General features: G+C 58.1%; 25 protein-coding genes. 12 read left to right on the forward strand and 13 right to left on the reverse strand.

The window, feature by feature from the left end:
* Positions 1–40: 40 nt before the first annotated feature.
* Positions 41–1,594, forward strand: coding sequence for a M81 family metallopeptidase (locus AB4N84_RS21400; RefSeq protein ID WP_460043038.1), 1,554 nt, complete (start codon positions 41–43; stop codon positions 1,592–1,594).
* On the opposite strand, the gene AB4N84_RS21405 is transcribed toward AB4N84_RS21400, so the two are convergent.
* The gene (locus tag AB4N84_RS21405) at positions 1,527–2,783 is read right to left on the reverse strand and encodes an MFS transporter (protein WP_460043039.1); all 1,257 of its coding nucleotides are present in this window, start codon (positions 2,781–2,783) and stop codon (positions 1,527–1,529) included. The genes AB4N84_RS21400 and AB4N84_RS21405 overlap by 68 nt on opposite strands.
* A 275-nt stretch (positions 2,784–3,058) precedes the next feature.
* On the opposite strand from AB4N84_RS21405, the gene AB4N84_RS21410 reads away from it, so the two are divergent.
* Together AB4N84_RS21410 and AB4N84_RS21415 are read left to right on the forward strand one after the other, a co-directional pair.
* The gene (locus AB4N84_RS21410) at positions 3,059–4,423 is read left to right on the forward strand and encodes an epoxide hydrolase family protein (RefSeq protein WP_460043041.1); all 1,365 of its coding nucleotides are present in this window, start codon (positions 3,059–3,061) and stop codon (positions 4,421–4,423) included.
* A gap of 62 nt (positions 4,424–4,485) precedes the next feature.
* Positions 4,486–5,559: an alpha/beta fold hydrolase gene (locus AB4N84_RS21415; RefSeq protein ID WP_460043043.1), complete on the forward strand. Its 1,074-nt coding sequence runs from the start codon at positions 4,486–4,488 to the stop codon at positions 5,557–5,559.
* Positions 5,560–5,675: 116 nt separating this feature from the next.
* On the opposite strand, the gene AB4N84_RS21420 is transcribed toward AB4N84_RS21415, so the two are convergent.
* The 3 genes from AB4N84_RS21420 to AB4N84_RS21430 form a co-directional block, all read right to left on the reverse strand.
* Complete coding sequence (locus tag AB4N84_RS21420; protein WP_460043044.1) at positions 5,676–6,518, reverse strand: quinone oxidoreductase family protein; 843 nt, start codon at positions 6,516–6,518, stop codon at positions 5,676–5,678.
* A gap of 174 nt (positions 6,519–6,692) precedes the next feature.
* A complete protein-coding gene (locus tag AB4N84_RS21425) occupies positions 6,693–7,259 on the reverse strand; it encodes a TetR/AcrR family transcriptional regulator (protein WP_074749550.1) in 567 nt (188 codons plus the stop codon).
* A complete protein-coding gene (locus AB4N84_RS21430) occupies positions 7,237–7,458 on the reverse strand; it encodes a hypothetical protein (protein WP_460043046.1) in 222 nt (73 codons plus the stop codon). The genes AB4N84_RS21425 and AB4N84_RS21430 overlap by 23 nt, the downstream gene beginning before the upstream one ends.
* A 44-nt stretch (positions 7,459–7,502) precedes the next feature.
* On the opposite strand from AB4N84_RS21430, the gene AB4N84_RS21435 reads away from it, so the two are divergent.
* The 4 genes from AB4N84_RS21435 to AB4N84_RS21450 all read left to right on the forward strand — a co-directional run bounded on the left by AB4N84_RS21435 (position 7,503) and on the right by AB4N84_RS21450 (position 12,521).
* Positions 7,503–8,252: a creatininase family protein gene (locus tag AB4N84_RS21435; protein ID WP_460043048.1), complete on the forward strand. Its 750-nt coding sequence runs from the start codon at positions 7,503–7,505 to the stop codon at positions 8,250–8,252.
* 257 nt (positions 8,253–8,509) lie between these two features.
* Positions 8,510–9,262 (forward strand): SDR family oxidoreductase, encoded by a 753-nt coding sequence (locus tag AB4N84_RS21440; RefSeq protein ID WP_460043049.1) that lies wholly within the window; start codon positions 8,510–8,512, stop codon positions 9,260–9,262.
* A gap of 138 nt (positions 9,263–9,400) precedes the next feature.
* On the forward strand, positions 9,401–9,889 hold the full coding sequence (locus tag AB4N84_RS21445) for a TetR/AcrR family transcriptional regulator (RefSeq protein WP_460043050.1): 489 nt from the start codon (positions 9,401–9,403) through the stop codon (positions 9,887–9,889).
* 232 nt (positions 9,890–10,121) lie between these two features.
* Positions 10,122–12,521 carry a DUF3772 domain-containing protein gene (locus tag AB4N84_RS21450; protein WP_460043051.1) on the forward strand — a complete coding sequence of 800 codons (2,400 nt, stop codon included), beginning with the start codon at positions 10,122–10,124 and terminating at the stop codon, positions 12,519–12,521.
* A 252-nt stretch (positions 12,522–12,773) separates the two neighbouring features.
* On the opposite strand, the gene AB4N84_RS21455 is transcribed toward AB4N84_RS21450, so the two are convergent.
* Positions 12,774–13,679 (reverse strand): LysR family transcriptional regulator, encoded by a 906-nt coding sequence (locus tag AB4N84_RS21455; RefSeq protein ID WP_460043053.1) that lies wholly within the window; start codon positions 13,677–13,679, stop codon positions 12,774–12,776.
* 160 nt (positions 13,680–13,839) lie between these two features.
* Between AB4N84_RS21455 and AB4N84_RS21460 the strand changes: the two genes are divergently transcribed.
* On the forward strand, positions 13,840–14,589 hold the full coding sequence (locus AB4N84_RS21460; RefSeq protein ID WP_460043054.1) for an SDR family NAD(P)-dependent oxidoreductase: 750 nt from the start codon (positions 13,840–13,842) through the stop codon (positions 14,587–14,589).
* Between the two features lie 111 nt (positions 14,590–14,700).
* Positions 14,701–15,672 (forward strand): zinc-binding dehydrogenase, encoded by a 972-nt coding sequence (locus tag AB4N84_RS21465; RefSeq protein WP_460043055.1) that lies wholly within the window; start codon positions 14,701–14,703, stop codon positions 15,670–15,672.
* A gap of 99 nt (positions 15,673–15,771) precedes the next feature.
* On the opposite strand, the gene AB4N84_RS21470 is transcribed toward AB4N84_RS21465, so the two are convergent.
* From AB4N84_RS21470 to wrbA, 3 genes are all read right to left on the reverse strand, one after another.
* Positions 15,772–16,500 (reverse strand): substrate binding domain-containing protein, encoded by a 729-nt coding sequence (locus AB4N84_RS21470; RefSeq protein WP_460043057.1) that lies wholly within the window; start codon positions 16,498–16,500, stop codon positions 15,772–15,774.
* A complete protein-coding gene (locus AB4N84_RS21475) occupies positions 16,501–16,695 on the reverse strand; it encodes a helix-turn-helix domain-containing protein (protein WP_460043058.1) in 195 nt (64 codons plus the stop codon).
* A gap of 292 nt (positions 16,696–16,987) precedes the next feature.
* The gene (gene wrbA / locus AB4N84_RS21480; RefSeq protein WP_460043060.1) at positions 16,988–17,590 is read right to left on the reverse strand and encodes an NAD(P)H:quinone oxidoreductase; all 603 of its coding nucleotides are present in this window, start codon (positions 17,588–17,590) and stop codon (positions 16,988–16,990) included.
* Positions 17,591–18,005: 415 nt separating this feature from the next.
* Here wrbA and AB4N84_RS21485 point away from each other — a divergent pair, with 415 nt between their 5' ends.
* Positions 18,006–18,905: a LysR family transcriptional regulator gene (locus AB4N84_RS21485; protein ID WP_460043061.1), complete on the forward strand. Its 900-nt coding sequence runs from the start codon at positions 18,006–18,008 to the stop codon at positions 18,903–18,905.
* A 144-nt stretch (positions 18,906–19,049) separates the two neighbouring features.
* Here the strand turns inward: AB4N84_RS21485 and AB4N84_RS21490 are convergent, their stop codons facing one another.
* From AB4N84_RS21490 to AB4N84_RS21505, 4 genes are all read right to left on the reverse strand, one after another.
* The gene (locus tag AB4N84_RS21490; RefSeq protein ID WP_460047091.1) at positions 19,050–20,081 is read right to left on the reverse strand and encodes an alpha/beta hydrolase; all 1,032 of its coding nucleotides are present in this window, start codon (positions 20,079–20,081) and stop codon (positions 19,050–19,052) included.
* A 323-nt stretch (positions 20,082–20,404) separates the two neighbouring features.
* Positions 20,405–21,598: an MFS transporter gene (locus tag AB4N84_RS21495; RefSeq protein ID WP_460043062.1), complete on the reverse strand. Its 1,194-nt coding sequence runs from the start codon at positions 21,596–21,598 to the stop codon at positions 20,405–20,407.
* Between the two features lie 40 nt (positions 21,599–21,638).
* A complete protein-coding gene (locus AB4N84_RS21500; protein WP_460043063.1) occupies positions 21,639–22,232 on the reverse strand; it encodes an NADPH-dependent F420 reductase in 594 nt (197 codons plus the stop codon).
* A 10-nt stretch (positions 22,233–22,242) separates the two neighbouring features.
* Positions 22,243–22,995 (reverse strand): 3-oxoacyl-ACP reductase family protein, encoded by a 753-nt coding sequence (locus tag AB4N84_RS21505; protein ID WP_460043064.1) that lies wholly within the window; start codon positions 22,993–22,995, stop codon positions 22,243–22,245.
* Between the two features lie 110 nt (positions 22,996–23,105).
* Here AB4N84_RS21505 and AB4N84_RS21510 point away from each other — a divergent pair, with 110 nt between their 5' ends.
* Both AB4N84_RS21510 and AB4N84_RS21515 read left to right on the forward strand, forming a co-directional pair.
* Positions 23,106–24,044 (forward strand): LysR family transcriptional regulator, encoded by a 939-nt coding sequence (locus tag AB4N84_RS21510; protein WP_460043066.1) that lies wholly within the window; start codon positions 23,106–23,108, stop codon positions 24,042–24,044.
* A 380-nt stretch (positions 24,045–24,424) separates the two neighbouring features.
* Positions 24,425–25,282 carry an alpha/beta fold hydrolase gene (locus tag AB4N84_RS21515; protein ID WP_460043068.1) on the forward strand — a complete coding sequence of 286 codons (858 nt, stop codon included), beginning with the start codon at positions 24,425–24,427 and terminating at the stop codon, positions 25,280–25,282.
* Between the two features lie 191 nt (positions 25,283–25,473).
* On the opposite strand, the gene AB4N84_RS21520 is transcribed toward AB4N84_RS21515, so the two are convergent.
* A complete protein-coding gene (locus AB4N84_RS21520) occupies positions 25,474–26,562 on the reverse strand; it encodes an alkene reductase (protein ID WP_460043069.1) in 1,089 nt (362 codons plus the stop codon).
* Positions 26,563–26,592: the final 30 nt, after the last annotated feature.

The following is a 26,592-nucleotide window of genomic DNA, read 5'->3' on the forward strand; positions in this document are numbered from 1 at the left end:
GGCCGATTTCTGACGAATGCGGGTTTCAGGAGTGAGGTTCATGAACATGCGGATACTGATCGCAGGCTTCCAGCACGAGACCAATACGTTCGCACCCTCCAGGGCGACATACGTAAGCTTCGAAAAAGGCGAGGGCTTTCCAATGATGGCCCGTGGCGCAGCGGTACTTGAATTGCGCGATGTCAACGTCGCTGCCGGTGGTTTCATCCAGGCCGCTGAGCAAGCGGGTCATGAACTGCTACCGGTGATCTGGGCGGGGGCGAGCCCGAGTGCGCACGTCGAGCAGAGTGCCTATGAACGCATCGTCGGTGAGATTACCGACGCGGCCCGCCAGTGGAATTTCGATGCCATCTATCTGGATCTGCACGGCGCGATGGTCGCCGAACATACGGACGACGGGGAAGGGACATTGTTGGAGCGTTTGCGGGCGATCGTAGGGCCTCAGTTGCCGATCGTGGTGTCGCTGGATCTGCACGCGAACCTCACTCAGAAGATGTTCCATCACGCAGACGCGCTGGTCGCCTACCGCACGTACCCGCATGTCGATCTGGCAGAGACGGGACGCCGGGCCGCTGAGTTGCTGGAGCAGCGAGTGACTCGGGCCGAACCGTATCGATCGGTCATGCAACGGATACCGTTTCTGATCCCCATCAATGGCATGTGTACGCTGCTCGATCCTGCCAGGTCCTTCTACGGTCGTCTGGCCGAGCTCGAAACGGACGGGGTGCAGTCGCTGTCGTTCTCCCCGGGATTCCCGGCGGCGGATTTTCCCGAATGCGGCCCAGCCATCTGGGGACATGGCAGTGATCCTGCCGCCGTCCAGCAGGCGGTCTCGGCGCTGTACGATTTGCTGCTGGCCGAGGAGGCGCAGTGGACCGTCACGCTGCTCGAGCCCGATGACGCCGTTCAGGAAGCGATGCGGCTCAGTGCAGGGGCGAGCAAGCCCGTGATCATAGCCGATACCCAGGACAATCCGGGCGCTGGCGCAGACTCCAACACTACGGGAATGCTGCGGGCGTTGATACGCAACGGCGCAGTGAACGCCGCGATTGGTCTGATCTGGGATCCGCAAGCGGCGCACGCCGCCCATGACGCCGGTGTTGGGGCCTTCATCGATATTGGGTTAGGCGGCTGCCCGAACGTTGCGGGGGACCAACCTCTATACGGCCGCTTTGAGGTGATGTCGCTGTCCGACGGTCGTTGCCGTTTCGACGGCCCGATGATGCAAGGCATGCTCGCGCAGCTGGGTCCGGTGGCGTGTCTCAGGATCGATGGCGTTCTGATAGCCGTCAGTTCTAACAAGGCACAAATGTTTGATCGCAATCTCTACCGGGTCGCAGGCATCGAACCTGAACGCATGAGGATTTTGGTCAATAAAAGCTCGGTGCATTTTCGCGCCGACTTCGAACCCATCGCCGAGGCTGTGCTGGTGGCGAAAGCACCCGGGCCGGCGGTTGCCGATCCTTCAGCGCTGGACTGGACCCGTCTGACCGAAGGCATCCGTACGCGCCCCATGGGTAATCCGTTCAGGCGCGTCTCCCGGGAAACCAGAGCAGCAGCGATGCCAGCAGTTGGCTGCCTGCATAAAACGTGAACAGCCCTTGATGGGTCCAGCCGGAGTCGAGCAACAGTCCCGCCACCGCCGGAGAAAGGATCGCACCCAGGCGTGCCGTGGCCAGGACGAGACCGACGCCGCTGGTGCGCAGAGGGGCGGTGAACGCTTGTGCCGTCAGGTTGTACAGGGCCGCCACTGCACCGTTCAGCAGCAGGCCCGCCAGGCAGCCCGCCGCGATGGACAGTCCTGGCACCTGCGTCACTGGAACCATGATTGCCATCAGGCCTGTGTTGAGTAGCAAGCAGCCCAATAGCAGTTGACGACAGCCGAATCGATTGGCCCCCAAACCCACGGTCAGCGCACCCAGCATACCGCCGGCGTTGAGGAGCATGCCGCCTGCGGCTCCGTTGTGCTCGGAGAAACCGCTCTGCATCAGCAGAGTCGGTGTCCAGCTCATCACGAAATAAAAGCCGAACATGAGGAGGAAAAATGCCAACGCCAACGAAGCTGTTTTTTGCCATTGCTCTGCGGAAAACAGCAACCGATACGCGTCCTTGCGCATCATCCGGGGCGGATCCTCTCCATGAAGTGGCCGCTCACGCGTGTCATGGCTGAACGCCTGGCCGTGCCGCGACTCGCGAAAACAGCACGCGGCGATGACCGCTGCGCCCAACGTGATACAGCCGCCAGTCAGGAAAACGTATCGCCATCCGGCGGTGTCATTCAATCCATGGGCAAGCGCGCCACACAACACGGCACCCAGGGCGAAGGCCATCGACTGAAGTGCGACCGCCAACCCGCGCCGATCTGGACTGGCATGTTCGTAGGTCAACACATTTGCCATCACCAGCATCACCCCGACGCCGATGCCGGTCATGAAGCGTGCGCTCAGCAGCGGTCCGATCCCCGGACTTTTGAACGAGATGAGCATGCCCACGCCACTCAGCAGCAGGCTGATTACCAGCAACGTGTGACGACCATGACGCACGGCAATGGGCGCCGCGACGATGGAGCCGCAGGCCATGCCGACCAGTCCTGCGCTGAGCAGCATGCCGGTCTGCACGCCGTTCAGGCTCCACTCTTCGGCAACGCTGCCTGCCGTGAACGCCATGGCCATGACGTCCAGGCCATCGATCAGGTTGAACAGCATGCACAGTCCAACGATGCCCCACTGAGCGGTGGCCATCGGCATATTGGCGGCGGATCCGGATACCGAGTCTGTGTTCATTCACATCCTTTTTTACGTGCATTTGCGCTTGCAACGATGGCGTGCGGGTTGTCTGCCGTCACCGCCAGCCGCACCGTTCAAGCCTGCAACAGCAACATGCGTCTGTCGTGTGTGGCAAGTCATACCTTGGTATCGATCGACACCATGGTGCAATCGTCCGGCGCAGGGTCCTGGTGATCTGATGGAGCCTGGATGCACCGGATCCCACCGTCCCACGAGGGAAACTCCGGTAACGGTCGCCTCCGGGTCGGCCACTTACTGATAGGAGATTCAAAATGCCTGTAGCTTGTCCGGGTTTCACTTTGCGCTCTGATCTGACGTCCTCCGTGAGGATGAGTGTACTGGGGCTGGCGTTGATAACGAGTGGCGGTGCATGGGCGGCGAGCACTGCCGTCGGTGCGTCGTCCAGCACCGCCGCAACGACCGCTTCCGATTCGATTCGACCTTATCGGGTTCATGTCGATGAAGCCCAGTTGATCGATTTGCGCAAGCGCATCGCGGCGACCCGCTGGCCCGATAAAGAGACCGTCAATAATGACGCTCAGGGCGTGCAACTGGCTCAGGTTCAAGCACTCTTGAAATACTGGGGCGACGGTTATGACTGGCGCAAGGCCGAGGCGAAGCTCAATGCACTGCCTGAGTTCATCACCACCATCGACGGCGTCGACATCCAGTTCATTCACGTTCGGTCGCGCAACCCCAACGCAATGCCGTTGCTGTTGACACACGGATGGCCTGGTTCGCAATTCGAGTTTCTTAAAACCATCGGGCCGCTGACCGATCCGGTGGCGTTCGGCGGTAAGGTCAAAGATTCGTTCGATGTCATCATTCCCTCTATTCCCGGACATGGATTTTCCGGCAAGCCCACCGAACTCGGCTGGGGGCCTGACCGCGTTGCCAAAGCCTGGGACGTGCTGATGAGGCGTCTTGGCTACAAATATTACGTATCGCAGGGTGGGGATCATGGCTCGGTGATTTCTGATGCATTGGGTCGTCTTAATCCGCCCGGCCTGCTGGGTATTCACCTGAACATGCCTGCAACCGTACCCCCTGAGCTGGTCAAACCGATCAACAGCGGGGATCCCGCACCGGCAGGGCTGACCGAACCTGAGCGTAAAGCGTTTGATGTCCTGAGCACGTTCTTCGGCCGCAACGCCGCGTACGGGGCGATGATGGTCACCCGCCCTCAGACCATTGGCTACCTGCTTGCGGACTCCCCAGCCGGTACTGCGGCGTGGATGTACGAGAAGTTCGCCGCTTGGACGGACAGCGGCGGTCAGCCTGAACGCGTGCTCACCCGTGACGAAATGCTGGATGACATCAGCCTGTACTGGCTGACGAACACTGGCGCGTCGTCATCGCGTTTCTATTGGGAAAACAACAACAACAACTTCAGCGCCGTCGCGCAGAAAACCACCGACATCAAGGTTCCGGTGGCGATCACAGTGTTCCCGCACGAGATCTATCAGGCGCCGAAAAGTTGGGCGCAACGCGCGTACCCATCACTTTCCTATTACAGCCAGGTCAGCAAGGGCGGTCATTTCGCATCGTGGGAGCAACCGCAATTGTTTAGCGAAGAGTTGCGCGAAGCCTTTCGGCCATTGCGCGTAAGGCTCGACGCGACAAAGGTCGACCACTGATTCATCCACAACTGATTCAACACACCGAGCCGCTGGATGGCGGTTCGATACGGAGAAGCACCATGAAGATGACCCTGTTGAAATCGCCTGACAGACCTCGACGCCTGCGCACTGCTGCCCCCTTTCTTCTGGTGGCCGCTTTTCTGCAATTTGGAGCGATGAGCGTAGGGTTCTCCCAAGCCAATGCTGCCGATGTACCGGCGTCCACGATTCACGCAATCACACCGGGGGCGACTACATCCTTCGGCGAACTGAAGCACGTCAAGGCAGGATTGCTGGATGTGTCCTACGCGGAGATCGGACCGGCGGATGGCCCGGTGGTCATTCTCCTGCACGGCTGGCCGTATGACATTCATAGCTACACCGATGTCGCGCCGGCCCTCGCCGAAAAAGGCTACCGCGTGCTCATCCCGTCCGCCCGTGGGTACGGCGACACACGTTTTCTCTCAACCAAGACGCTGCGCAACGGACAACCGGCGGCGCTGGCCACCGACCTGATCGACTTCATGGACGCCTTGAAGATTAAGCAGGCCGTGCTTGGCGGATATGACTGGGGCGCTCGTACCGCCGACATCGTCGCAGCGCTGTGGCCGGAGCGGGTGAAAGCGCTGGTCGCAGTGAGCGGTTACCTGATTGGCAGCCAGGCGGCAGGCAAGACACCGCTGCCACCGGCGGCAGAGTTGCAGTGGTGGTACCAGTTTTACTTTGCCACCGAGCGTGGTCGTCAGGGTTACGAGAAGAACACCCATGACTTCGCAAAGCTGATCTGGAAGCTGGCTTCACCCAAGTGGGATTTTGACGACGCGACGTTCGATCGCAGCGCCGCTTCCCTGCAAAACCCGGATCACGTCGCCGTCTCGGTTTTCAACTATCGCTGGCGCCTGAACCTGATCAAAGGAGAGCCCAGATACGATGCTATCGAGAAAAAACTGGCGGGCTTCCCATCCATCCGTGTTCCGACGATCACCCTTGAAGGCGACGCGAACGGCGCGCCACACCCACCCGCCGAGGCTTACGCCAAACGCTTCACCGGCAAGTACGAGTATCGCCTGATCAGCGGTGGCATCGGCCACAACCTGCCGCAGGAGGCTCCACAAGCTTTCGCTCAGGCGGTGATCGACGCGGATCATCTCTAGCGGTCTCTCTGCTGCTATGGAGCGTCAAATCGCCTGCCTTACGGAGGATCATTGCAGGTGATGGGGCAGACCATTCCCTCGCCTGTTGCACCGGCAGGCGAGGAGTGGTGGCTGCATCATGGAATGAGGATGAGCTTTCCCGTGGTCTTCCGGCTTTGAAGGTCGGTCAATGCCTTGTCTGCATCAGCCAGCGGATACACGCCGCCGATTTCAATGGTAAGTGCTCCGCAGCGTAGCCAATCGAACAGTTGCCCGGCCTTCTCCCTCAGCAGATCCGGCGTATGAATATGGTCGAAAAACACGGCATACCCAAGCTTGATGCTTTTCGGCAAGCTCATGATGTCAATGGAGCCGGGGCCGCCTAGCACGGGCCCGTACCAGCAAAACGTGCCGGCTCGACGCAATGCGTCGAGCGATCCCTGAAAGGTGGCAGGTCCTGACCCGTCGTAAACGACGTGGACGCCTTCACCTGCGGACAGACGAATCGCTTCTTGCGCGAACGTCCCGTTGTCACTGACGATGACGTGGTCGGCGCCCGCCGCCTTGGCAACGGCTATTTTCGCCTCGCTGGAAACGCGACTGATGACAGTGCCGCCTCGGAGTTTGATGATCTGTGTCAGCAACCGACCCAAACCACCGGCGCCCGCATGCACAAGCGCGATGTCGCCTGGCTGGACGGGATAAAAGCAGGTCGCGAAGTGGCTCGCGGTCAGGCCTTGCATCATCACCGCGGCGGCGGTGTGATCATCGATGTCGTCAGGGATTTTCACCAGCGCATCCACGTCCGCAACGATTTGCTGAGCGTAGCTGTGCCGAACGAAAACCCAGGCGACCCGATCTCCGATCTGGAAACCCGTTACCTCGGCGCCCATTGCTACGATCCGGCCAGCGCCTTCGACGCCAGGGACGTCCGGCCTGTAATTACCGCCCATTGCGCCGGTTTTTGCGGCCAGGTCCATAAAGTTCACGCCGATGGCCGAAACCTCGACGGTGACCTGATGAGGGCCTGACACAGGCGGCTCCACCTGTTCGTACGTCAGCACGACGCTCTCGCCCGATGGGATGACTTTGACAGCTTTCATGGGGTTCTCCGTTATTGAACGATCAGTCCAGAATGGGGTAAAAAAACGCGTCTATCGCAACGCGCGTAATGCCATTTCTTTGAGGGATGCGAGGTGAGCCTGATCCGCTCCTCCTCGTGCTGCGATCCGGATTCCAGTGACACTGGCGAGCAAAAAATCGACGACTGATTCAGGGTCAAGATCCGGCGATATGTGGCCTTCCGACTGAGCGATGCGCACCTGCTCGGCAACGCCGTTTCGCAGAACGCTTCCCATCGTCTGGCGAATCTGAGAGATCTCGGATTCCGTATCCCCAAACTCGCAAATCGAGCCAATCCCCAGGCAGCCGCGATGGGCCTCGTGCACGACCCGGTCAAGGAATGCGGCGATGCCAGCGTAACCATCGGATTGCCCTCGCACTGTTGCCAGATGGGCCGTAACCTCGCTTGAGCTGTAGTGGCGTAGAGCGGCGAGGTACAGATTCCATTTGTCACCGAACGTCGCGTACAGGCTCTGACGACCAATTCGCATGGATTCGGTCAGCATGACCGCTGAGGTTCCTTCGAACCCGTGCTCACGGAAGACCTCGACAGCCGCGTTTAGCGCCTGCTCTTCATCAAACTCTCTGGGTCTGGCCATGGTTTATGCCGTGGTTTAAGAATGATCGGTCAAAAATGGTAGCAGAACCAGGATACCAAGCCAATGGGGAACGCAATCTGCGGAACAGCAGCAAAAGAGGTGTTGCTCTAAAGGCAACGTTGACGGGTTTTTGTTGCTCTTGCTCGGCTATCGCCACCGATGCACCATCGTCATCACCGGCGTGACTGATGCGCGCCAAGCCTTGATTCCTGTTTCCAACGATCCCCTAAGGAGAGCATTCGAATGCTTTTGTATCTGTCGACGTGGTCCGAAATTGGTCAATACCTTGAGCGCAGCCAGACGATCGTCATTCCGATCGGTTCGAATGAGCAGCATGGCCCCACTGGACTCTTGGGCACCGATTGGATGTGCCCTGAAATCATCGCCCGAGAGGCGCACAAAAACGCAGATATTCTGGTGGCACCGACCTTCAATATTGGTATGGCTCAACACCATTTGGCGTTCCCCGGAACCCTCTCTTTGAGGCCGTCGACGTTCATTGCCGCGATCGGCGACTGGGTGCGTTCGCTGGCGGCGCACGGGTTTGAAAAGATCCTGTTCCTCAACGGCCATGGTGGAAATGTGGCTTCGATTGAAGCGGCGTTTTCCGAACTCTATGCCGAAGCGAGCTTCGCCCGGCGTCCGGCGGGATTCGCGCTCAAGCTGGTCAATTGGTGGGACCTTGACGGTGTAACTGATCTGGCGCGTGAGCAATTTCCCACAGGGCACGGCGCACATGCGACCCCTTCGGAAATAGCCGTTACCCAGTGGGCGTATCCTGAGGCGATCAAGGAGGCGCATTACTCACCGCAGATCGCAGACTCTGGCCCGATCCGCGAGGCGCACGATTTCCGTGCCCGCTATCCAGACGGACGTATGGGTTCGGATCCCGCTCAGGCAACGCCTGAGAAGGGGCGGGCACTGGTGATGTTGGCAGTCGAAAGCCTGGTGCGAGAAGTGGCGGCTTTCAGCCATGAGCATACGCCGACCTAAGCGTCTTCCATTTCTCTCTGCCACGCGACGAAACGTCGTGCGGCCAAGGCTTGCTCTCAAGAACGGCAGCAGACAAGCGGGTACTCGTCCGCTTGCCTCAGGCTGTTTCGCAAGCCCTCCAAGCAGGAGAGAGGGTGGGGTCCGATCGAACAGCTGATTTATGGATTAATTTATCTACCAACCATTGCTTTCATTGGAGCGGACAGTTCTAATGACTTCGTTATAGATTAATTAATCCATTTGAAGGTAGTGTTGATATGACCGCTTATGCTCACCGTTTTACCGGAAAAATCGCCCTAGTCACTGGTGGCTCTCGCGGCATCGGCGCCGCTATCGTTCGTCGACTGGCGAAGGAGGGCGCGGCGGTCGCGTTCACTTATTCCGCTGCGGCCGATCAAGCCCAGGCACTGGCCAGGGACATTGCTGCCGAGGGCGGTCGTGCGTTGGCAATCAAGGCGGATAGCAAGGTGATCCAGGACATCGAGCAGGCGGTGGTCACGACGGTCGAACACTTTGGTGCGTTGAATATCCTGGTCAACAACGCGGGAGTTCTGGGTATGGGGACTGTTGACGAGTTCAGTGTCGAGGCGCTTGACGACATGTACGCCATCAACGTCCGTGCCACCTATGTAGCGGCCAAAGCCGCCTCCGGTTATCTCAAGCGAGGAGACCGCATCATCAGTATCGGCAGCGTCTCGGGGCAGCGCGCTGGCTTCGCGGGTGCAAGTGCGTACTCCATGACCAAGGCGGCGATCGGCGGTATGATCCGCGGGCTGGCGCTTGATTTCGCGGCACGTGGCATCACCGTCAACAATATCCAGCCCGGCCCGACGGCCACTGACATGAATCCCGCGGACGCGCCGTACATCGACCAGGTCATCGGCCTGGTTCCACTGGGCCGTCTGGGTACTCCCGATGAAATCGCCAGCCTGGCAGCCTACCTCGCCAGTGATGAAGCGTCGTTCGTAACGGGGGCCAGCTTGACCGCCGATGGTGGTTTCCTGGCCTGATCCCTCTAAGTTGAGTGTTTAATCCTCGAGGCAATGGCTGTGGCAAGACCGAGACAATTCGACCGTGACCAGGCATTGCTTCAGGCGATTAATGTGTTCTGTGAAAAGGGGTTTGCGGCTGCATCGACGGATGAGTTGATGAAAGCAATGGGGTTGAGTCGACAGAGTATGTACAACGCCTTTGGAGACAAGCGCGAGTTGTACGTCGAAGCGATGAAGCAGTACCAGGCCAACAGCATCACAGACCTCGTCTGGCGTCTGGGTAAAGACGCCACGCCGATGGAGTCGCTGTACAACACCTTGCTGTCATTTGCATCGCGCACGGAGCGTGAAGGTTCGGCTGGGTGCATGGCGATCAACGCGGTCTGCGAATTCGGCTTGAGCGATGCTGAGCTTAATGAACTCCACTTGAGCGCAGGCCAAACGTTGCGTGAAGCCCTCGCGCATACGCTTACGCGAGGGGTGGAGATGGACGAAGTCCCACCGAGCACCGACATCCAGAGCGCCTGTGATTTTCTGCTTTCTACATTGAACGGGATGAAAGTCAGTGCCAAAGGTGGAATGACTACCGATCAGTTGAAAGCGGTCGCGGGTTTCGCGGTTAACGCATTAAAAACGCCTCGGTGAGCGTACCCCGATCGCCAGTGTGAAGTCGCTGACCCTCCCGATGATCCCTGACCTTTGGCATGGCTCAAATACAGAGCGGAGCAGGCGGCGCCGCGATTTCATTTCACCAATCACCCGTGAAATGGATTAGCGGTGATGCGGCCACGACCCGACTTCCCTAAACTGGCGTCCGAATCTATTGGCACCCGGCGCAGGCAGGCTTTCGTGCCGCCGCCCAGAACAGGTAATGAGAATGCAGCCCGTCTCGCTGAACCGCTTTTTTGTTGGACTGCTCGTCCTGATGGCCATGTGCGTCACGCTGCCAGCCTTTGCTCAATCGAGTCCGGCTCCCGATAACGAACTCAATGCGTTACAGGCCCCTGCCGAGGGACCGACGCTGGAGCAGCTCAACGACCAACTCGATCAGATCCGACAAAAGGTAACGGGCAGCGCCAATGATGACGTGCTCTCGGACTTACGTCAGGCCGCGCTTCAGGTGCAGAAGCAGGCCGATACCCTCATTGCCCAGCAAGCCACCAGCATTGAACACCTTAACGACCAGCTGAACATTCTCGGGGCGCCACAGCCCGACGAGCCGCCCACCATCAGCAGTCAGCGAAAAGCGCTGACCGCGAAGAAGAATGCGCTGGTGGACGATCAGCGTCAGACCAACACCTTGAGCCAGTCGGCTCGCGACTTGGCCAGCCAGATTTTCAGCCTGCGCCGCAGCCTCTTCGACTCTCAGATCACTGCGCGCTCGGCCAGCCCGCTCAGCACGGTGTTCTGGTCAACGATGATCCGCCCGACCGACGACGACCTGGGCCGTTTACGTGGGCTGTTCGACGATATCAAAAGCGCCTCCAGCACCGCACTGGCGCCGGGCAAGCGGTTTTTCTTCTTCGGCGTGCTGGTCGGTGCGTTGCTGATCTGGGTCGCAGGCCGGCGCCTGATGGAGCATCTGCTGATCTGGTTGATGATCCGCTGGCTGCCCGAGGGGCGCCTGCGACGCAGTGCATTGGCGCTGACGGTCGGGCTCACGACCGTTCTGACCATCGGCGCCGCCACATCCTTGCTGCATTGGGGCATTGAGACCAATGCGGTACTGAGCGCTGACGTGGTGAACCTGCTTGACCAGATGCAGACGCTGATCATCTTCTGCGCCTTCATCGTCGGCCTCGGTCGCGGGCTGTTGATGCTTTCTCACCCGTCATGGCGCTTGCCGCAGATACCTGATCCGATCGCCGAGGCCATCGGCCATTTTCCCGTGCTGCTGGCGCTGGCGCTGGTCATCATTGGGACCCAGGAGCGGATCAACAGCGTGATCGCCAGCAGCCTGGCGCTGACCGTGGCGGTGAACGGTCTGACCGCGCTGGCGGTTTCGCTGGTGTTCTTCTTCACCTTGTTGCGCTATCGCCGAACCCGCCGCAAGCAGGGTCTGGAGCGTCTGCCCGGTTTCGCCGGCCTGATTCCGTTCGTGGTGGCGGTCTGGGTGGGGTTCAGTCTATTGGCGTTGCTGGCCGGTTACCTCACGCTGGCGTACTTCCTGACGGTGAAACTGCTCTGGATAAGCGTGGTGTCTGCCACCGGTTATCTCCTGATTGCCTGTTTTGGTGACATCTGCGAAACCCTGCTGTCCCCCAAACAACCTGGTGGCGAGGCACTGGGCAGCGCGCTGGGCCTCTCGCCGCGTCATCAGGCGCAAGCGAGCACCGCGCTTGCGGGGATTGGCCGGACCTTGCTGTTGTTCACCGCGGTCGTGCTCGCCTTTATGCCGTCGGGTTCCAGCCCAGGCGAATTGCTCGAAGGCTTCACTCAGCTGGACTTCGGCAACAAGCCTTTGGGTGGTCTGGAGATCGCACCCAGCGACATCCTGTTGGCCATCGGCGTCCTCATCGTCGGAATGCTGAGCATTCGGATCCTCAAAGACTGGCTGGCGGAACGGCTGCTGCCGGAAACCAACATGGACGCAGGCATGCAAGCGTCGCTGGTGACGCTGGTCGGTTACATCGGCGTCGTCCTGCTCGCGATCGTCGTCATGTCCACGCTGCACGTCAGCCTCACCAACCTGACCTGGGTGGTCAGTGCACTGTCCGTGGGTATCGGTTTTGGCCTGCAAGCCATCGTGCAGAACTTCATTTCCGGGTTGATTCTGCTCACCGAACGGCCGGTCAAAGTGGGCGACTGGGTCAGCCTGGCCGGCGTGGAAGGGGACATCCGCCGAATCAACGTCCGTGCAACGGAAATCCAGATGTCCGACCGCTCCACTGTGATCGTGCCCAACTCGCAATTCATCACCCAGAACGTGCGCAACGTCACCATGGGCAATGCACTGGGCGTGGTCGGCATCACCCTGACCCTGCCGCTGGACACCGACGTACTGAAAATCCGCGAGCTGCTGCTGCAAGCGTTCACCGAGCACGAAGCGATACTCGACACCCCTGAGCCCTCGGTGTCCTTCAAGGACCTGACGAACACCGGCGTGATCATCGCCGTCAGCGGCTACGTCAACAGCCCACGCTCAGTAGGTGGCGCCCGCAGCGACTTGCTGTTCACCGTCCTCGGAAGGCTGCGCGAGTTGGGTGTTGCGTTGTCGTCCCCGCAGAGCATGGTGCTGGTGACTGAGGGTGGGGAGAAGTTGCAGCCTGAGGGGTGATGAGGGTGGGGCTTTAGGGCCGGATATTCAATCGAGCGGGGCGGGTCAATAGCCCGCTTGGGGCGGATGGCAGTCATCGAGCACAGGCAGCAATCGACTGTGTATTCAACCGGTCAGCGCAACAGATTGGTTAATCCACAGCCGATTGCGGTCACTGGACCGCAATGTCATCCCCACCCGTACGAATGCCCCATTCCCAGACGAGCTGTTGTCCAGGCGTCAGAAAAGAAGCGCTTGGCCGTGTGCAACTCTTCAGCGTAACCCCTTCGTTTCAAACAATTCGACAAGCCACTCTACGAAGGCCCTCACGCGGGCGCTGAGGTGTCGATTGGGTGAGTAAACGATATAGATCGGATTCGGCTCCAACGACCAGTCCTCCAGCAACTGAATCAAGGCGCCGGACTTGAAGTGCGGTTCAGCCATGAACATCAATGTCTGCAACACGCCCATACCGGCGAGGGTGGCCGCGAGCAGCGCATTCGAATCGTTCACTGAGACGAAATAGTTCGCGTCCACCGAGATGCGCTCATCACCTTTTACGAACTCCACAGGCAGCCGCCGATTGGTTCCGGCGAAAAAGTAGCGAACCATCTGGTGGTTCGTTTCCAGATCTTTTGGGTGGGAAGGCGTGGCATGAGTGGCGAGGTATCCGGGCGTCGCGCAGGTGACGAACTTGAGGCTACCCAGACGTCTGGCAATGAGCGACGGATCGTTCAGGGCGCCGCCGCGAATGACGCAGTCGACCCGGTCACCGAGCAGGTCAACCGGCCTGTCGCTCACGCCAATGTCCAGCTGCAACTCCGGGTAGCGTCTCTGAAAATCTGGCAGAGCGGGCAGCACCAGCATGGTCGCCATGGTCGAGCCCATGTCCACGCGCAACCGGCCGTGAGGACGGGCCTGGGCGCTGGCCAGATCCGATTCGGCCTCCAGCCATTGATCGACCACACGCACCATGCGTTCGTAGTAAGCGGTTCCATCGTTGGTGAGCGAGATGCGTCGCGTGGTGCGGTTGAGCAGTTTGATCCGCAGGTGACTTTCCAGCGACTGGATGTGTTTGGTGACGGTATTGCGCGGAAGGTTCAGCGCTTGCGCCGCCTTGACGAAGCTACCGGCTTCCACCACCTGAAGAAACGCTTTGACTGCGTTGAAATAGTCCACGGTGTCGCTTACTCATCAGATCAAGGCCAAATCGATTAGCCCGTATTAAGGAACAGTGGGGTTCGTTTTAGCTTATTTATCCCGCGTAAGCTATCTCATAGATTGATCTCACCCAAACCAAGCCATCCATTCCGGTTGGCTCCTAGTGGAGATCAGACAGATGACACAGCAACTGAAAGGCAAGGTAGCACTGGTAACCGGTGGCTCTCGTGGCATTGGTGCCGCTATCGCAAAGCGTCTCGCGGCAGACGGCGCGCACATCGCGTTCAGCTACGCGAAATCTCCTGAGCAGGCACAAAACGTGGTCGCTGACATCAAGCGTCAGGGCGTACAAGCGCTGGCCATTCAGGCCGATCAGGGTGACACCGCGCAAGTCATCGCGCTGGTCAAACAGGTTCATCAACACTTTGGTCGCCTGGACATCCTGATCAACAGCGCTGGCGTCTTCGTCACGGGTCCCGTGGGTGCTGTTGACGCAGACATTGCAGCATTTGATCGCCAGCAAGCGGTCAACGTGGGCGGCGTGGTGACTGCAGTGCGCACGGCAGTCGGTCTGATGAACGACGGTGGACGAATCATTTCTCTGGGCACGACGGGCGCTGACCACGTGCCATTCCCCGGTGCTGCCGACTATGTCGCGACCAAAGCTGCCGTGGCTGCTTACACCCGTGGTTGGGCTCGCGATCTAGGGCCTCGCAACATCACTGTGAATGTCATCCAGCCGGGCGCGATCAACACGGAGATGAACCCGGAAACCGCCGACCACGCTCCATTCCTTTCAGGCCTGGCGGCACTGGGCCGTTACGGTCAACCCGAAGACATTGCGGCAGCCGTGTCCTTCCTGGCCGGCCCCGAGGCGTCGTACATCACTGGCGCCACGCTCAACGTCGATGGCGGTCAGAGCGCCTGATCCGCCTCACTCCCAGCGAACCGATCAGCAGCGTCGCCCCTGGTGTGCGGTGCTGCCTACCTCCAAGGGCTGGAGTTTAGCCAATCACGTTGTTCAATTACCGAGGCTGTCATGACTCAACGCATCCGGATTTACCAGCAAGGCACACCCGCTGTACTTCATCACGAAACCTTTGATCTGGAGCCACCCGCGCGTGAGCAGGTTGTGATACGCCACGAAGCCATCGGGGTGAATTTCGTAGACACCATGTTCAGGGACGGCACCTTCAAGGTTCCATTGCCATTCAGTATGGGCGTGGAGGCGGCGGGCATCGTGGAGGCTGTCGGCTCGCGTATACAGGACCTGAAAGTGGGTGACCGTGTGGGCTATTTCTTCGCGTTCGGCGCGTATGCCGATCGTCGAGTGATCGATGCCAATGCGCTGATAAAACTTCCTGACGATATCTCCAGCGAGCAGGCCGCCGGGCTGCTATCAAAGGGGCTCACAGCCTGGGCGCTGGTTAAGCAGGTCCATCAGGTTCGAGCCGGTGAGACCGTTGTCGTCCATGGCGCATCAGGTGGCGTAGGGAGCCTGCTCGTACATTGGGCCAAATCGCTGGGCGCCACCGTCATCGCTACGGTCGGGTCAGCCGGTAAGTCCCGAATCGTCGAGGGCTGGGGGCTGAATCATGTGTTGCGCTCTGACGAGCCGGATCTGGCCGCACGGATCAAAGCCGTGAATGGTGGCGTCGGTGTCGACGTGGTGTATGACCTGGTCGGGCGGCAGACGCTGGACGCCTCAATCAGCGCGCTGCGTGAAGGTGGCGACCTCATTCACGTCGGCAATGCCTCGGGCGGTGTGGCCGCGGACGCCGAGCTGCTGGCGGCACGGGGCATTCGATACGTCCAACCCTCTACTCCGCAATACGTCAATGCGCAGAACCAGAACAGGGCTGCATCCGAGTTGTTCGAGCGCTTCCGGGCAGGCGCGCTAGGCCACTTAGAACTCTCCCGCTATCCACTGGAAGAAGCGGCAATAGCGCATCAAGCCATTGCAGCGCGCAAGCATACCGGGTCGATCGTGCTGATTCCTCAGGTCAGTTGATCCTCGTGATGTTACTGATGCCACGCCGTGAGTGAAGTCTTACGCGTGGTAGTGGTAAATGCCAGAGGTACTTGGTGCGTGCGTGCGCGGTGTGCTGAGCTACGGCCGTTCACCACATGAACCTTCTCCGGCAATCTGTTCAAAGCGGTTTTTGAGATGGCTGTAAAGTGACCGAATCGACGCTGAGAGCTGTTTGCGGTGCGGACAGATAAACTGAAGCGGGAGGCGTTCGCCTGGCTGGTCGGGTAGAAGAACCTCAAGATGGCCGGCGCTGACGTCCTGGCATATGTCTAGCCAGGACCTGTAGAGAATACCTTCGCCAGCAATGGCACATTGGCGAATGACGTCCGTGTCATCGCTAATGATGGGACCTGATACGCGGACTGACAGGTGATCATCCGAGTCAGGGAATATCCAGCTGTCATGTGCCTTACCGTTTGAATGACTGGTCAGGCATGCATGCTCGTTGAGATCCTGAATACTTTTTGGGCTGCCGTTTTTCTTCAGGTAGGACGGCGCAGCGGCGAGCGTTTTGCGGTTTAAAGGCAAGAGCGGTATTGAGACAAAATCTGAGTTCGGAATGACACCGTAGCGGATCGCTACATCAATCGGCTCGCGGTAAATATCAACTATCCGGTCGGACAAAGAGAGCTTCAGCGAGATGCTTGGATTCTTTTGCCGAAATCCGATCAATTCAGGCAGCAAGATATTCCGGCCGAGGTCGGAAGGACAGGCGAGCTGTATCGGACCTTTCAAATCATTGCTGCTTTGCTGCAAGCAGGCTCGGCCTTCATTCAGTGAATCCACCACGGTCTTGGCATAGGGCAACTACTGCTCACCTTCTGGCGTCAATCGAAGACTGCGTGTAGAACGTGCAAATAACCGTATATCGAGCTCGCGCTCGAGCCTTTTTACCGAGGCGCTAATCTGAGAAGGGAGCAGGTCCATCTCCCTACCCACAGCAGAAAAGCTATCAAGAGAAACTACGCGTATGAAAATGATCAGGTCTTCAATCCGAATCATGATAGTTCAGCGCCTATGTCACTCTGAGTACTGATCCGATTCAGTGAGTTCCGTGATTCAGCGCAGGTATAAATGCCTTTGATGTGATTGTAAGTAACCATCTAGTGAAATGCATTCCCGCGTCGTGTGGTTCCTGGAAAAGTGCGTAACCGAGAGTGCATGGAAAAATCCACGCACTGCTGTGAAGGGCTATGGAGAAACTTTCAGTCTGATGCTATTCCTCTAACCGTAAATCCTGAGGTCGCATTCGAATGGAGACAGCCTGAATGGGGCGCTGACTTCTACATCGCTTTCAGGGTTTATTCAGTTTTTTTGCAATCTTGGCCACGTACTCACCTTGATGGCGGGCGATTCCAAGTTCCCGAGCATCTGGCTGACGCGACCCATCTGCGCCTGCGACAGTGGAAGCCCCGTAAGGCGAGCCGCCCCCGCCTTGAGATATATCGAAAAGTGCCGGATCGCTGTAGCCGAGCGGGACGATGACCATTCCGTGATGCGCTAAAGTGGTCCATGTCGAAGCGATGGTAGTCTCTTGACCGCCTCCGGTCCCAGTGGATGTAAACACGCTCGCGGCCTTACCAATCAGCGCACCTCTCGCCCAAAGGCCGCCCGTTTGGTCGAGGAAGGTACGCATCTGCCCCGCCATGTTTCCGAATCGAGTCGGAGTGCCGATAATGATTGCGTCATAGTCGCCCAGCTCATTCGGTGTGGCAGTCGGAAATTGCTGATCAGCTTTCCCGTGCGCCGCTTTGAAGATCTCCGCATCCATGGTTTCCGGAACGCGTTTTACGGTGGCCGTCACATCGGAGACTTTGCGAGCGCCTTCAGCAACAGCCTGGGCCAGCGTTTCTATGTGCCCATACATCGAATAATAAAGAATCAGTACCTTCGTCATGGGATGGGTCTCATTGTGTTTAGTCGTGACCGGAAGGCCGCAGACATGGGCGAGTTATGACCACGGCGTAATAATGAATCGTTCGGGTTAGTTGAGTTTCCCCAGGGATAGTTTTTATCCCCGGTCGATGCCTAAAACCGACTATCACCACTCGACTCATGCCACGATCAGATAATGCACAGCTTGGGACAACTACCTGCCTGACGGTCGCTTGTCCTGCGGATGCCACGCGTTACGAAGTCCATCGCAGGTCAGGCATTCAGAACCAGCTGAGTGATCAGCGCATCCTTTCTATGACAATGAGTTAGATGGAAAAAAACCTTGTCAAGCTGGCATTGCGTTCAATCATAGATGCGATTGTTTTGGATGATTAGTGGCTATAATCAGCTATCAGTAATCCAAAAATGGCTCAATCATGTTCGACCTAAATGACTTGGCAATTTTCGTCCAGATTGCCGATGCGGGCAGTTTCGCAAAAGTGGCACGATCTACCGGGGCGCCGTCCAACACCTTAAGTCGACGCATCAAGCTACTTGAAGAGAGTCTAGGCGCACGGCTGCTCCACCGGTCAACCCGTAAGTTGACGTTAACTGACGCGGGAAAATTGCTCTACAAGCAAAGTGCGAGCCCGGTCAATGCGCTGATCGAGGTCAGTCGTCAGTTGGTCGACCAGGGGCAAGAGCCGGCAGGGCGGATTAGGGTCGCAGCTCACGCCGATTTTTTTGAGGTGTTTCAGATGGAATTCGTTGCCGGATTTCTCGCTCGCCATCCAAAAACCCAAGTGGATTTTGTGCTCGGAGACCAACACAACGATTTGATTGCGGAGGGGATAGATATTGCATTTAGATCAGGTGCAATGCGTGACTCTGCACTCATCGTCCGGAAGATTGGCGCTGTCCGCCGTATCTTGGCTGCAAGCCCTGAATATTTGAAAAACTTCGGTTTGCCCACCGATGTGCATTCCCTCAATCAGCACAACTGTATTAGCTTCTCTCATCCCTCCAGCCAACTGTGGTGGGACCTGGTCGGTCCAGACGGTTCGGCACGGGTCGAGATTAGTTGTCGTTTTCAAGCGAGCACAGCCCAGGCCCAAATCAGGGCTGCCATGGCTGGGCTGGGCATTTGCCTGATGCCCGAATCACTCATGCGATCTGCGTTACACAGCAAGCAATTGGTTCATGTACTGCCGGAGTATGGGCATCTCAACAACGACTTATCCGTCGTGCTTCCCAGCCGGAGGCATATTCCGTTAGCTGTCAGCCGATTTGCAGATGAGGCGGTAGCGCATTTGGTCGAGAGGCTGGCAAATTGGTAGCCTCAGCCTCCAATCGGCCGCGGTTGAAATGCCCGGGAACAGGCATTTCTAGCGCTGCGGCTATTGGGCCAGCCCTTCGCGCGTTAATACCGAAGTTTCGGCGAGGCCATTACGCCCTTACGCGCATGGGATCAGGCCTGTTGATCAGGGCTGAAGATGTTTTTGCAGTTCTTGATTCAGCTGGTCCAGCGCGGCAATGGTCGACGGCACCTGACGAAGTCCGTTCAGCAGCACGAAGTCGTGGATCGTTCCGTTGTAGCGCGTAGCAGTGACTTGCACGCCCGCTTCCTTCAACTTGCGGGCATAGGCCTCACCTTCGTCGCGCAAGGGGTCGTTTTCTGCAGTGATGACCAGTGCAGGCGGTAATCCTTGAAGCTGTGCAATGCTGGCCTGCAGTGGGGCAGCGTGAGGGTTTTTGCGCGTAGCGGCATCAGGTGCATAGATGTTCCAGCCGAAGCTCATGAAGTCTCGCGCCAAAAAGCGACCTGTGGCGAAGTCCTTGTAGGACTGAGTCTCGAAATTGGCGTCTGTGGCCGGGATCAACAGCGCCTGAAAGCGCAGTTTCGGGCCGCCGCGCTCTTTGGCGATCAGAGTCAACGCTGCAGACATATCGCCACCCACGGAGTTACCCGCAACAGCCATCCGTGTTCCGTCGACACCGATTTGATCGCCGTTAGCTGCCACCCATTTCGCCGCCGCGTAGCTTTCCTCCAACTGCGTTGGAAAGACTGCGTCTGGAATAGGGGTGTATTCCACGAAAACGACTGCAGACTCCGATCCTACGGCTATGTCTCGAACCAGACGTTTATGATTTTCAAAGTCACCTGCTAGCCATACACCACCGTGAATGAACAGGACGACTGGGAGAGAGCCTTTGGCGTTTTCCGGCTTAACGACGTACAGCTTTACCTTTCGACCGTCTTGGGAGATGGTCTTTTCGTTGATCAATATTCCAGACACGTCAACGTCCGACTTGGACTGAAGTCCGGTCAGCGTGGCCCGCACCTGTGGGCCGGGCAAAGTCCAGAAAGGGCTGCTGTCCTTGTTCACTTGTGACAGAAAAGCACGGACCTGCGGATCAAGATGACCATCGGTTTCGACAGGGGGTGAAGCCAGTGCCGAATGCGCCAGAACGGTTGCGAGAACTGCAGAAGCCGATTTTGTAGATTTTTTCATTCTTAAGCCTTTGTCTGGTGGGTAACGGTCCGATATCGATACGCCCATACGCAGGATCAGGTCGCGGCGGGGAAACAGCCGGCTGTTCGCGGGCTGCGAATGCAACCGGTAATACGCATCCACGCCCACCCCCTCGCCGAGCAGCTTTGCCATCTCCGGTATGAACCAAGCGATGATCCCAGAGCGTCTAAGCCGCAGACACTACCTGCGAAGGTGAGCACTTGCGCTTTCAGACATAAAATCGGTTCTTCGGGGGGCTGCAGATGCGGGGGACAAAAGCAGTGCAGCTTCACTGGCTCCGGCCGCGGCGCTGCTCAATGCATTTAAACTTCAGGGCTCCACTGTACTTCCTTGGATGTCCTGAACTGACTGACAAGGATCACGACGGCCGTCAGCACACCCAGCGTTCCGCCAACGGTCAGTGCGCTCAGTACGCCGAGATGGTCCACAATCAGCCCACCCGCCAACGCACCAACGCCGATCGACGCTTGCGCGCTGGACACGAAAACGGCACCCATGGCCTCCAGCTTGTCCGGCGCCATTGCGAACAGCCAGCTCTGCATCGCGAAAGGCAACAGGCCGAAACCGACGCCCCATACCATGACGAGCAACACAACGGCCGGTGCGAGCGAGGCGACCACTGATAGCAGGATCATCGGAAGCCCCATCAGCAAGGCCGTTCCAATTAACGTCCAGGTTGAGCTTTTCGCCACCGCCCAGCCTCCTGCCAGATTACCGACAAAACCAGCGGCACCGAACCCCAGCAAAATCGCACTGAGTGATACTGAGGACATACCTGCCTCGTTGATCAGATAAGGCGACAGGTAGGTGTATGCCGCGAATTGCCCAACGAAGATCAACAACACCGCCAGCAGTGCTGTTCGGGTTTTACGCATGCGAAGGACCTCTCCCAGCATTCCAAGCCCGGCTCCGGATTGTGCGGGCAGCCGAGGCAGCGTCCGCCAGAGCAGCAATGTGACGATGACCGACAATCCTGCGGCAACGCCGAAAACCACGCGCCACCCCAGTAACTCGCCCAAGAGTGTGCCGGCAGGCACTCCAGCGACTGTACCGGTTGAAACGCCAGAAAAAATCAGTGAGGTGGCTTTCGCTGCCTGCTCGGGGCGTAGCCGCGTTCCGAGCGTGCCGCCGATGGTCCAGAAGCCTCCGACAGCGATGCCGAGAAACGCGCGGCCAAGCAGCAAACTCCAAAGATCCGAAGCAATAGCCACGGTCATGTTGGACACGGCGAGCAAGGCCAGAAGAGCACAGAGCACATGGCGTCTGTCAAACGTACGAGCCCACAGGAGCGTCAACGGTGCGGTCAGCGCAGCGAGCAGACCGGGCAATGTCACCATCAGTCCGGTTTGCCCTTCGGTCATGGAGAGTTCCCGCGCGACCTGTGGTAGCAATCCGACTGGAAGGAACTCGGTCGTCACCAGAGCGAACGCGCCGATCCCCACCGCTGCCACTGAGAGCCAGGAGGATGCAGCGCTTGAAGAAGTGGAGGGTTGCACAAAAATCTCCTCAAGCGAGGCCGGGTTACCGGCCTGCTTGTCAGTTGTGTTTGACGAGGTTGAGGCCGGGCAGAGGGCCACCCGGAAACTGCGCCAGTTGACCTTGCTGCAGGCCACCCAGATCCAGGCCGTAAAATCCCAGTCGAGCGATCAGCGCTGCGACTTGCGACTTAGCCTCTCCGTCTTCTGCGGCGTAGAACAGCACACGCTTCCCACCTTCAGCTTCTGGATTGGCAAGCAGCTGCGGCGCCAGATGGTTGAATGCCTTCACCAGCCGAGCGCCCGGCACCATGTCCGCCACGATATGAGAGGAGGTTTTGCCGTCCAGATCGAAAGGTTTGAACAGTGGAGCTTCGATGGGGTTGTTAGTGTCCACCACGATCTGGCCTTTCCACGGGCCCAACCCTTCGACTGCGTTTGCAATCTTCGACCAGTTCACCGCCAGGAATACGATGTCTGCCTGGCTGGCTTGTTGCGCCGTCACTGCTTGAGCGAGCGGGCCCAGCTCGGCGACTAATTTTGCGAGACTGTCCGGTCCTCGACTGTTGGCGACGCTGACGTTCAAACCTGCTTTGACGACCAAGTGGGCAATGGCTGCGCCGATGGCGCCTGCGCCAATGATGCTGATGTTCATGGCAGCCTCCTCAGGCGGTGAAACCACCGTCGACCATTAACTCCGCGCCGCTGACAAAGCCGGCTTCCGGGCTGGCGAGATACGCCACCGCGCTCGCGATATCTTTGCCTTCGCCATATCGACCAACCGCGATGTTGGGACGAACAAAGTCAGCGACGGGGCCGTCTCCAGGGTTCATGTCGCTATCGGTAGGGCCTGGGTGAACGGTGTTGACCGTGATGCCCCGAGGACCCAGATCACGAACCAGTCCGCGACTGAAGCCTGCTACTGCGCCTTTGGTCAGCGTGTAAGCCGATGCAGTAGCAAACGCTGCGTACTGAACCATAGAACTGCCTATGTGGATGATCCGGCCACCTTGGCCCATGTGCCTGAGCGCTTCTTGAGTGGCGACGAAAACACCGGTGACGTTAACGGCGAGGATCCTCTGGAAGTCCTCGAACGCAATGTCTTCCGGCGCGCCGAGGACGCTGATCCCGGCGTTGTTGACGAGAATGTCGACTTTACCGAAACGCTTGGCGACTTCACCGATAGCAGCACGTACTGCATCTGGGTTGCCGGCATCAGCAGCCAGAGCGATGGCCTTGCCGCCTGCATCGATGATGGCTTTCACAACCGAATCAGCACGGTCGGGCGATGCGTTGTATGTGATGGTGACGGTTGCGCCATCGGTGGCAAGGCGCTTGGCGATGGCAGCGCCGATGCTGCGCGAGCCGCCAGTGACGATTGCAATTTTGCCAGCAAGGGGGAGGGTAGTCGTGTTCATCGTTGTAGCCTCAGGGGGTAAATAGTGAGGCTATGAGACGCTTTTGACGGCTTAACGAATAGTACATAGTCGCTATAATCAGTTTCAATCATTGCTTGAAGGTCGACTGGATGGAGACGTTGGGTAATCTGCTTTCGTTTGTTCGCAGCGCTGAGTCCGGCAGTTTTTCTGCGGCGGCACGCCGCCTCGGCTTAACGCCGGCCGCCGTCAGTCGCAACGTCGCTCAGCTTGAAGCCAATCTGGGTGTACAGCTGTTCCAGCGCAGCACACGTCGTGTCACGTTGACTGAGGCTGGGGAGCGTTTTCTCCTGAATGTTGAGCCTGGTCTTGAGGGCGTTCAGGCGGCGATAGCAGATATCACCAGTCATGCGGGCGAACCCGCCGGCGTGCTTAGACTCACAGCTGCACCGAGCTTCGGTCGTGACTTTTTACTGCCGCTGATGCCCGCTTTTTTGAATCAATACCCAAGCGTGATACCGGAGTGGCATTTGGATAACCGGCAAGTAGACCTAGTCGCTGAAGGATTCGACGCTGCTATTGGAGGAGGCTTTGAACTCACTCCTGGTCAAGTGGCCAGAGAAATTGCGCCGGCGCACTTGATACTCGTTGCGTCGAAAGATTATCTGGCAGGAAAAGGTCGCATTACTCATCTTGATGATTTGTCTCGACTGGAACACTTGGCCATGCGCTCGACAACAACGGGCAAGGTCAGAAGCTGGATGCTGCAAGGCCCTGACTCGCAGCAACGGACCCTGGAAATGAAACCTCGTCTTCTTGTCAACGATCCACAGGCGCTGTGCCAAAGCGTCTTGCTTGGACTGGGTATCGCGTTGCTGGCGGTACCTGATGTTCTTAAGCATCTTGAAGAAGGCGCGCTGGAACGGGTTCTCCCTGGCTGGTATGTGAACGCGGGCAGCATCTCTTTGTATTTTTCCAGCCAGAAATTGCTTCCTGCCAAAACCAGGGCATTTGTCGATTTTGTGGTTGGGCACGCCCGGCAGGGGCAATGGGCACAGCGGCTTGATGCGCGGACCGCTACTGGCAGGTAATCGGTTGATACCTCAACCTGCGTGAATATGCTGAATTATCTGCACTTTGAAAGTGCAGGTCCTTACTTCGGGTGGGTCTTTATCAAACGCGTCCGGCGCTTGTAAATATCAGGAACAGGCCGCTTGGTCCAACTTCCATGCGGCGGCCTTAATGGCCTTGATTTCTGCTTGCGAGCATCCCTCTTCCTTGCAACGTGATCAGCAGCAGCCTGCGCGTTCGATGTTTTTGCAAAAAAGCCCTCTCTCTGAATAGGCGGCTGTCTGAATCGATTAGCACCGATGAAGGGGGAGCGAACGAGGCCGCAAATGTTTTGCAAATCAAGGAATGACCCCGCGCAAGTTCCTCCCTGAATTTCATGCGATAGCCCAGGAGTTTCAACATGCAAGGTCTTGTCGAAAAACGTGCCAGCGTTAATGGTGTCAACTTGCACTACGTGGTCGTAGGCCACGGGCCAGCGGTGTTGTGTATGCATGGTTGGCCACAGAACCACCGAGAGTTTTTCCCTGTCATTGAGAAGCTGGCTGAGCACTTCACGTTCATTGCACCGGACCTGAGAGGGTTTGCCGACAGTGACAAGCCATACACCGGGTATGAACCCAAGACCATCGCTCAGGACATGATCGAACTGGTCAGGATCGAAGGCATTGAGCAGTTCCATGTGCTCAGTCATGACCTGGGAGGTCCGCCCTCCGTCGCTCTGGCGTACATGTTCCCGGACAACGTACTGTCACTCTCCACCATCGAGACTCCCTATTTCGGTTTGGACTTTCCCGGCTACGTTGACCCCCGCGTACCGTACTGGCATCTGAGCATGCACATGAACATGGACATCACGCGGATGTTGATCGAGGGTCGTGAGGAGCAATACCTGCGGCATTTTTTCAGGGACTTTGCCTACAATCCATCGGCCATTTCCGAGGAACAGGTTCAATATTACGTCATGCAGATGAAGCAGCCTGGCAACTTGCGCGCCAGCTTGAATCATTACGGTTATATCCCTCAGATGGCTGAACAAACGGCCGAACTGACCAAAAATAAGCTCAAGGTCCCGGTGTTGGCATGGGGAGGCAGTGTGTCTTTCGGGGACCACTGCTATCGCAGTGCCAATGCAATCGCGGAGTCAGCGATTGGAGGCGTCATTGAAAATTGCGGACACTGGGTGTTCGAAGAGAAGACGGACTTCATCTGTGAAGCATTGAGCGAATTCTGGAGAAAGTGCGACCAGAATCATCAATGAGATCCGGGGCGTAGACATGGCACCGGGGCGCCGTTGGAGCCTGAGTTTCAAAAGGCTGTTTGCGACAAAGACAGGCAGTTACCTGCGCTGTCTAGCCGCTCGGTGAGGTCAAGCATAGGGCCTATAGATGGAATCCCGGTCGTCATCCGCGCGATAAAAGGCCGTCACGGATGACGGCTCTGCTGTTGTAGTCAGGCAAAGGCGGATTCGAAAGGCGGGTAGCTGGTATAGCCTTCGGCGCCTTGTGTGAACCAGGTGCCGGCGTCGTCCTGTGACAGCGGCAACTGATCGCGCAAGCGCTGTGGCAGATCAGGGTTAGCGATGAAGGGGCGGCCGAATGCGATGGCGTCTGCCAACCCTGCTTCAACGGCGGCTTGCGCCCGATCAACGTCGTAATCGGAATTGAGGATCAGCACGCCTTTGAAAGCTCGACGAATCGTCGCCGCCATAGGTGGTCGTTCCGATGCGCCGAAGGTACCGTCCAGCGGCGGCTCGCGCAGCTCAAGGTGAGCGATACCAATCTCCGAGAGCATCTGCGCCGCCTGCACGAAAAGCGGTTCAGGGTCACTGTCTCGCACGCCCTGATCGTAGCTGCTCGGCGACAGCCGTACCGATGTTCGATCGACGCCAATCACGTCTGCGACAGCTTGCGTGACTTCCTTGAGCAAGCGGATGCGATTCTCTATCGATCCACCATAGGCGTCAGTGCGGAAATTCCCGCTGTCGCGCAGGAACTGGTCGATCAGATAACCGTTGGCGGCGTGAATCTGCACGCCGTCGAATCCTGCTTCGATTGCATTGCGGGTTGCCTGCTGGAACTGCTCCAGCAACTCGGGGATTTCTTGTGCACCCAATGCCCTTGCGGCGCTGTAAGGTTGTTTGCCGGCATAGGTATGCGCCAGGCCAGGGGCAGTAGTCACCGACGCCGAGACAGGTTGGCCACCCCGCAGAAAGCTTGGATGAACGACCCGTCCCATATGCCAGAGTTGCGCGATGATGCGTCCACCTTGGGCGTGCACGGCATCGGTAATCAGCTTCCAGCCGTCTACTTGTTCTTGCGACCAGATACCCGTGGCGTAGGCCCAACCCATACCTTGTTGGCTTATGCCGATGGCTTCCGAAATGATCAGCCCAGCACTCGCACGTTGGGCGTAGTAGTCCACCATGATCGCAGTGGGAACGTGATCTCGGGTGCCGCGACCGCGTGTCATCGGCGCCATGAGAATACGATGTGGCAGCTCGATGGCCCCCATACGCAACGGTTGAAAAAGTGATGTCATTGCAGTGTCTCCTGAACGTTGCTGAAGGGG

It is taken from the genome of Pseudomonas sp. S2_H01, assembly GCF_054668305.1.

What these genes read in the sequence shown, in the direction of transcription:
- AB4N84_RS21500 (WP_460043063.1), bottom strand. Translation starts at nt 22,232, where the DNA reads ATGAACATCAGCATCATTGGCGCAGGCGCCATCGGCGCAGCCATTGCC.
- AB4N84_RS21440 (WP_460043049.1), top strand. Translation starts at nt 8,510, where the DNA reads ATGACCGCTTATGCTCACCGTTTTACCGGAAAAATCGCCCTAGTCACT.
- AB4N84_RS21505 (WP_460043064.1), bottom strand. Translation starts at nt 22,995, where the DNA reads ATGAACACGACTACCCTCCCCCTTGCTGGCAAAATTGCAATCGTCACT.
- AB4N84_RS21515 (WP_460043068.1), top strand. Translation starts at nt 24,425, where the DNA reads ATGCAAGGTCTTGTCGAAAAACGTGCCAGCGTTAATGGTGTCAACTTG.
- AB4N84_RS21465 (WP_460043055.1), top strand. Translation starts at nt 14,701, where the DNA reads ATGACTCAACGCATCCGGATTTACCAGCAAGGCACACCCGCTGTACTT.
- AB4N84_RS21420 (WP_460043044.1), bottom strand. Translation starts at nt 6,518, where the DNA reads ATGGACCTGGCCGCAAAAACCGGCGCAATGGGCGGTAATTACAGGCCG.
- AB4N84_RS21425 (WP_074749550.1), bottom strand. Translation starts at nt 7,259, where the DNA reads ATGGCCAGACCCAGAGAGTTTGATGAAGAGCAGGCGCTAAACGCGGCT.
- AB4N84_RS21445 (WP_460043050.1), top strand. Translation starts at nt 9,401, where the DNA reads ATGAAAGCAATGGGGTTGAGTCGACAGAGTATGTACAACGCCTTTGGA.
- AB4N84_RS21460 (WP_460043054.1), top strand. Translation starts at nt 13,840, where the DNA reads ATGACACAGCAACTGAAAGGCAAGGTAGCACTGGTAACCGGTGGCTCT.
- AB4N84_RS21435 (WP_460043048.1), top strand. Translation starts at nt 7,503, where the DNA reads ATGCTTTTGTATCTGTCGACGTGGTCCGAAATTGGTCAATACCTTGAG.
- AB4N84_RS21415 (WP_460043043.1), top strand. Translation starts at nt 4,486, where the DNA reads ATGAAGATGACCCTGTTGAAATCGCCTGACAGACCTCGACGCCTGCGC.
- wrbA (WP_460043060.1), bottom strand. Translation starts at nt 17,590, where the DNA reads ATGACGAAGGTACTGATTCTTTATTATTCGATGTATGGGCACATAGAA.
- AB4N84_RS21520 (WP_460043069.1), bottom strand. Translation starts at nt 26,562, where the DNA reads ATGACATCACTTTTTCAACCGTTGCGTATGGGGGCCATCGAGCTGCCA.
- AB4N84_RS21450 (WP_460043051.1), top strand. Translation starts at nt 10,122, where the DNA reads ATGCAGCCCGTCTCGCTGAACCGCTTTTTTGTTGGACTGCTCGTCCTG.
- AB4N84_RS21400 (WP_460043038.1), top strand. Translation starts at nt 41, where the DNA reads ATGAACATGCGGATACTGATCGCAGGCTTCCAGCACGAGACCAATACG.
- AB4N84_RS21410 (WP_460043041.1), top strand. Translation starts at nt 3,059, where the DNA reads ATGCCTGTAGCTTGTCCGGGTTTCACTTTGCGCTCTGATCTGACGTCC.
- AB4N84_RS21475 (WP_460043058.1), bottom strand. Translation starts at nt 16,695, where the DNA reads ATGATTCGGATTGAAGACCTGATCATTTTCATACGCGTAGTTTCTCTT.
- AB4N84_RS21510 (WP_460043066.1), top strand. Translation starts at nt 23,106, where the DNA reads ATGGAGACGTTGGGTAATCTGCTTTCGTTTGTTCGCAGCGCTGAGTCC.
- AB4N84_RS21405 (WP_460043039.1), bottom strand. Translation starts at nt 2,783, where the DNA reads ATGAACACAGACTCGGTATCCGGATCCGCCGCCAATATGCCGATGGCC.
- AB4N84_RS21490 (WP_460047091.1), bottom strand. Translation starts at nt 20,081, where the DNA reads ATGAAAAAATCTACAAAATCGGCTTCTGCAGTTCTCGCAACCGTTCTG.
- AB4N84_RS21485 (WP_460043061.1), top strand. Translation starts at nt 18,006, where the DNA reads ATGTTCGACCTAAATGACTTGGCAATTTTCGTCCAGATTGCCGATGCG.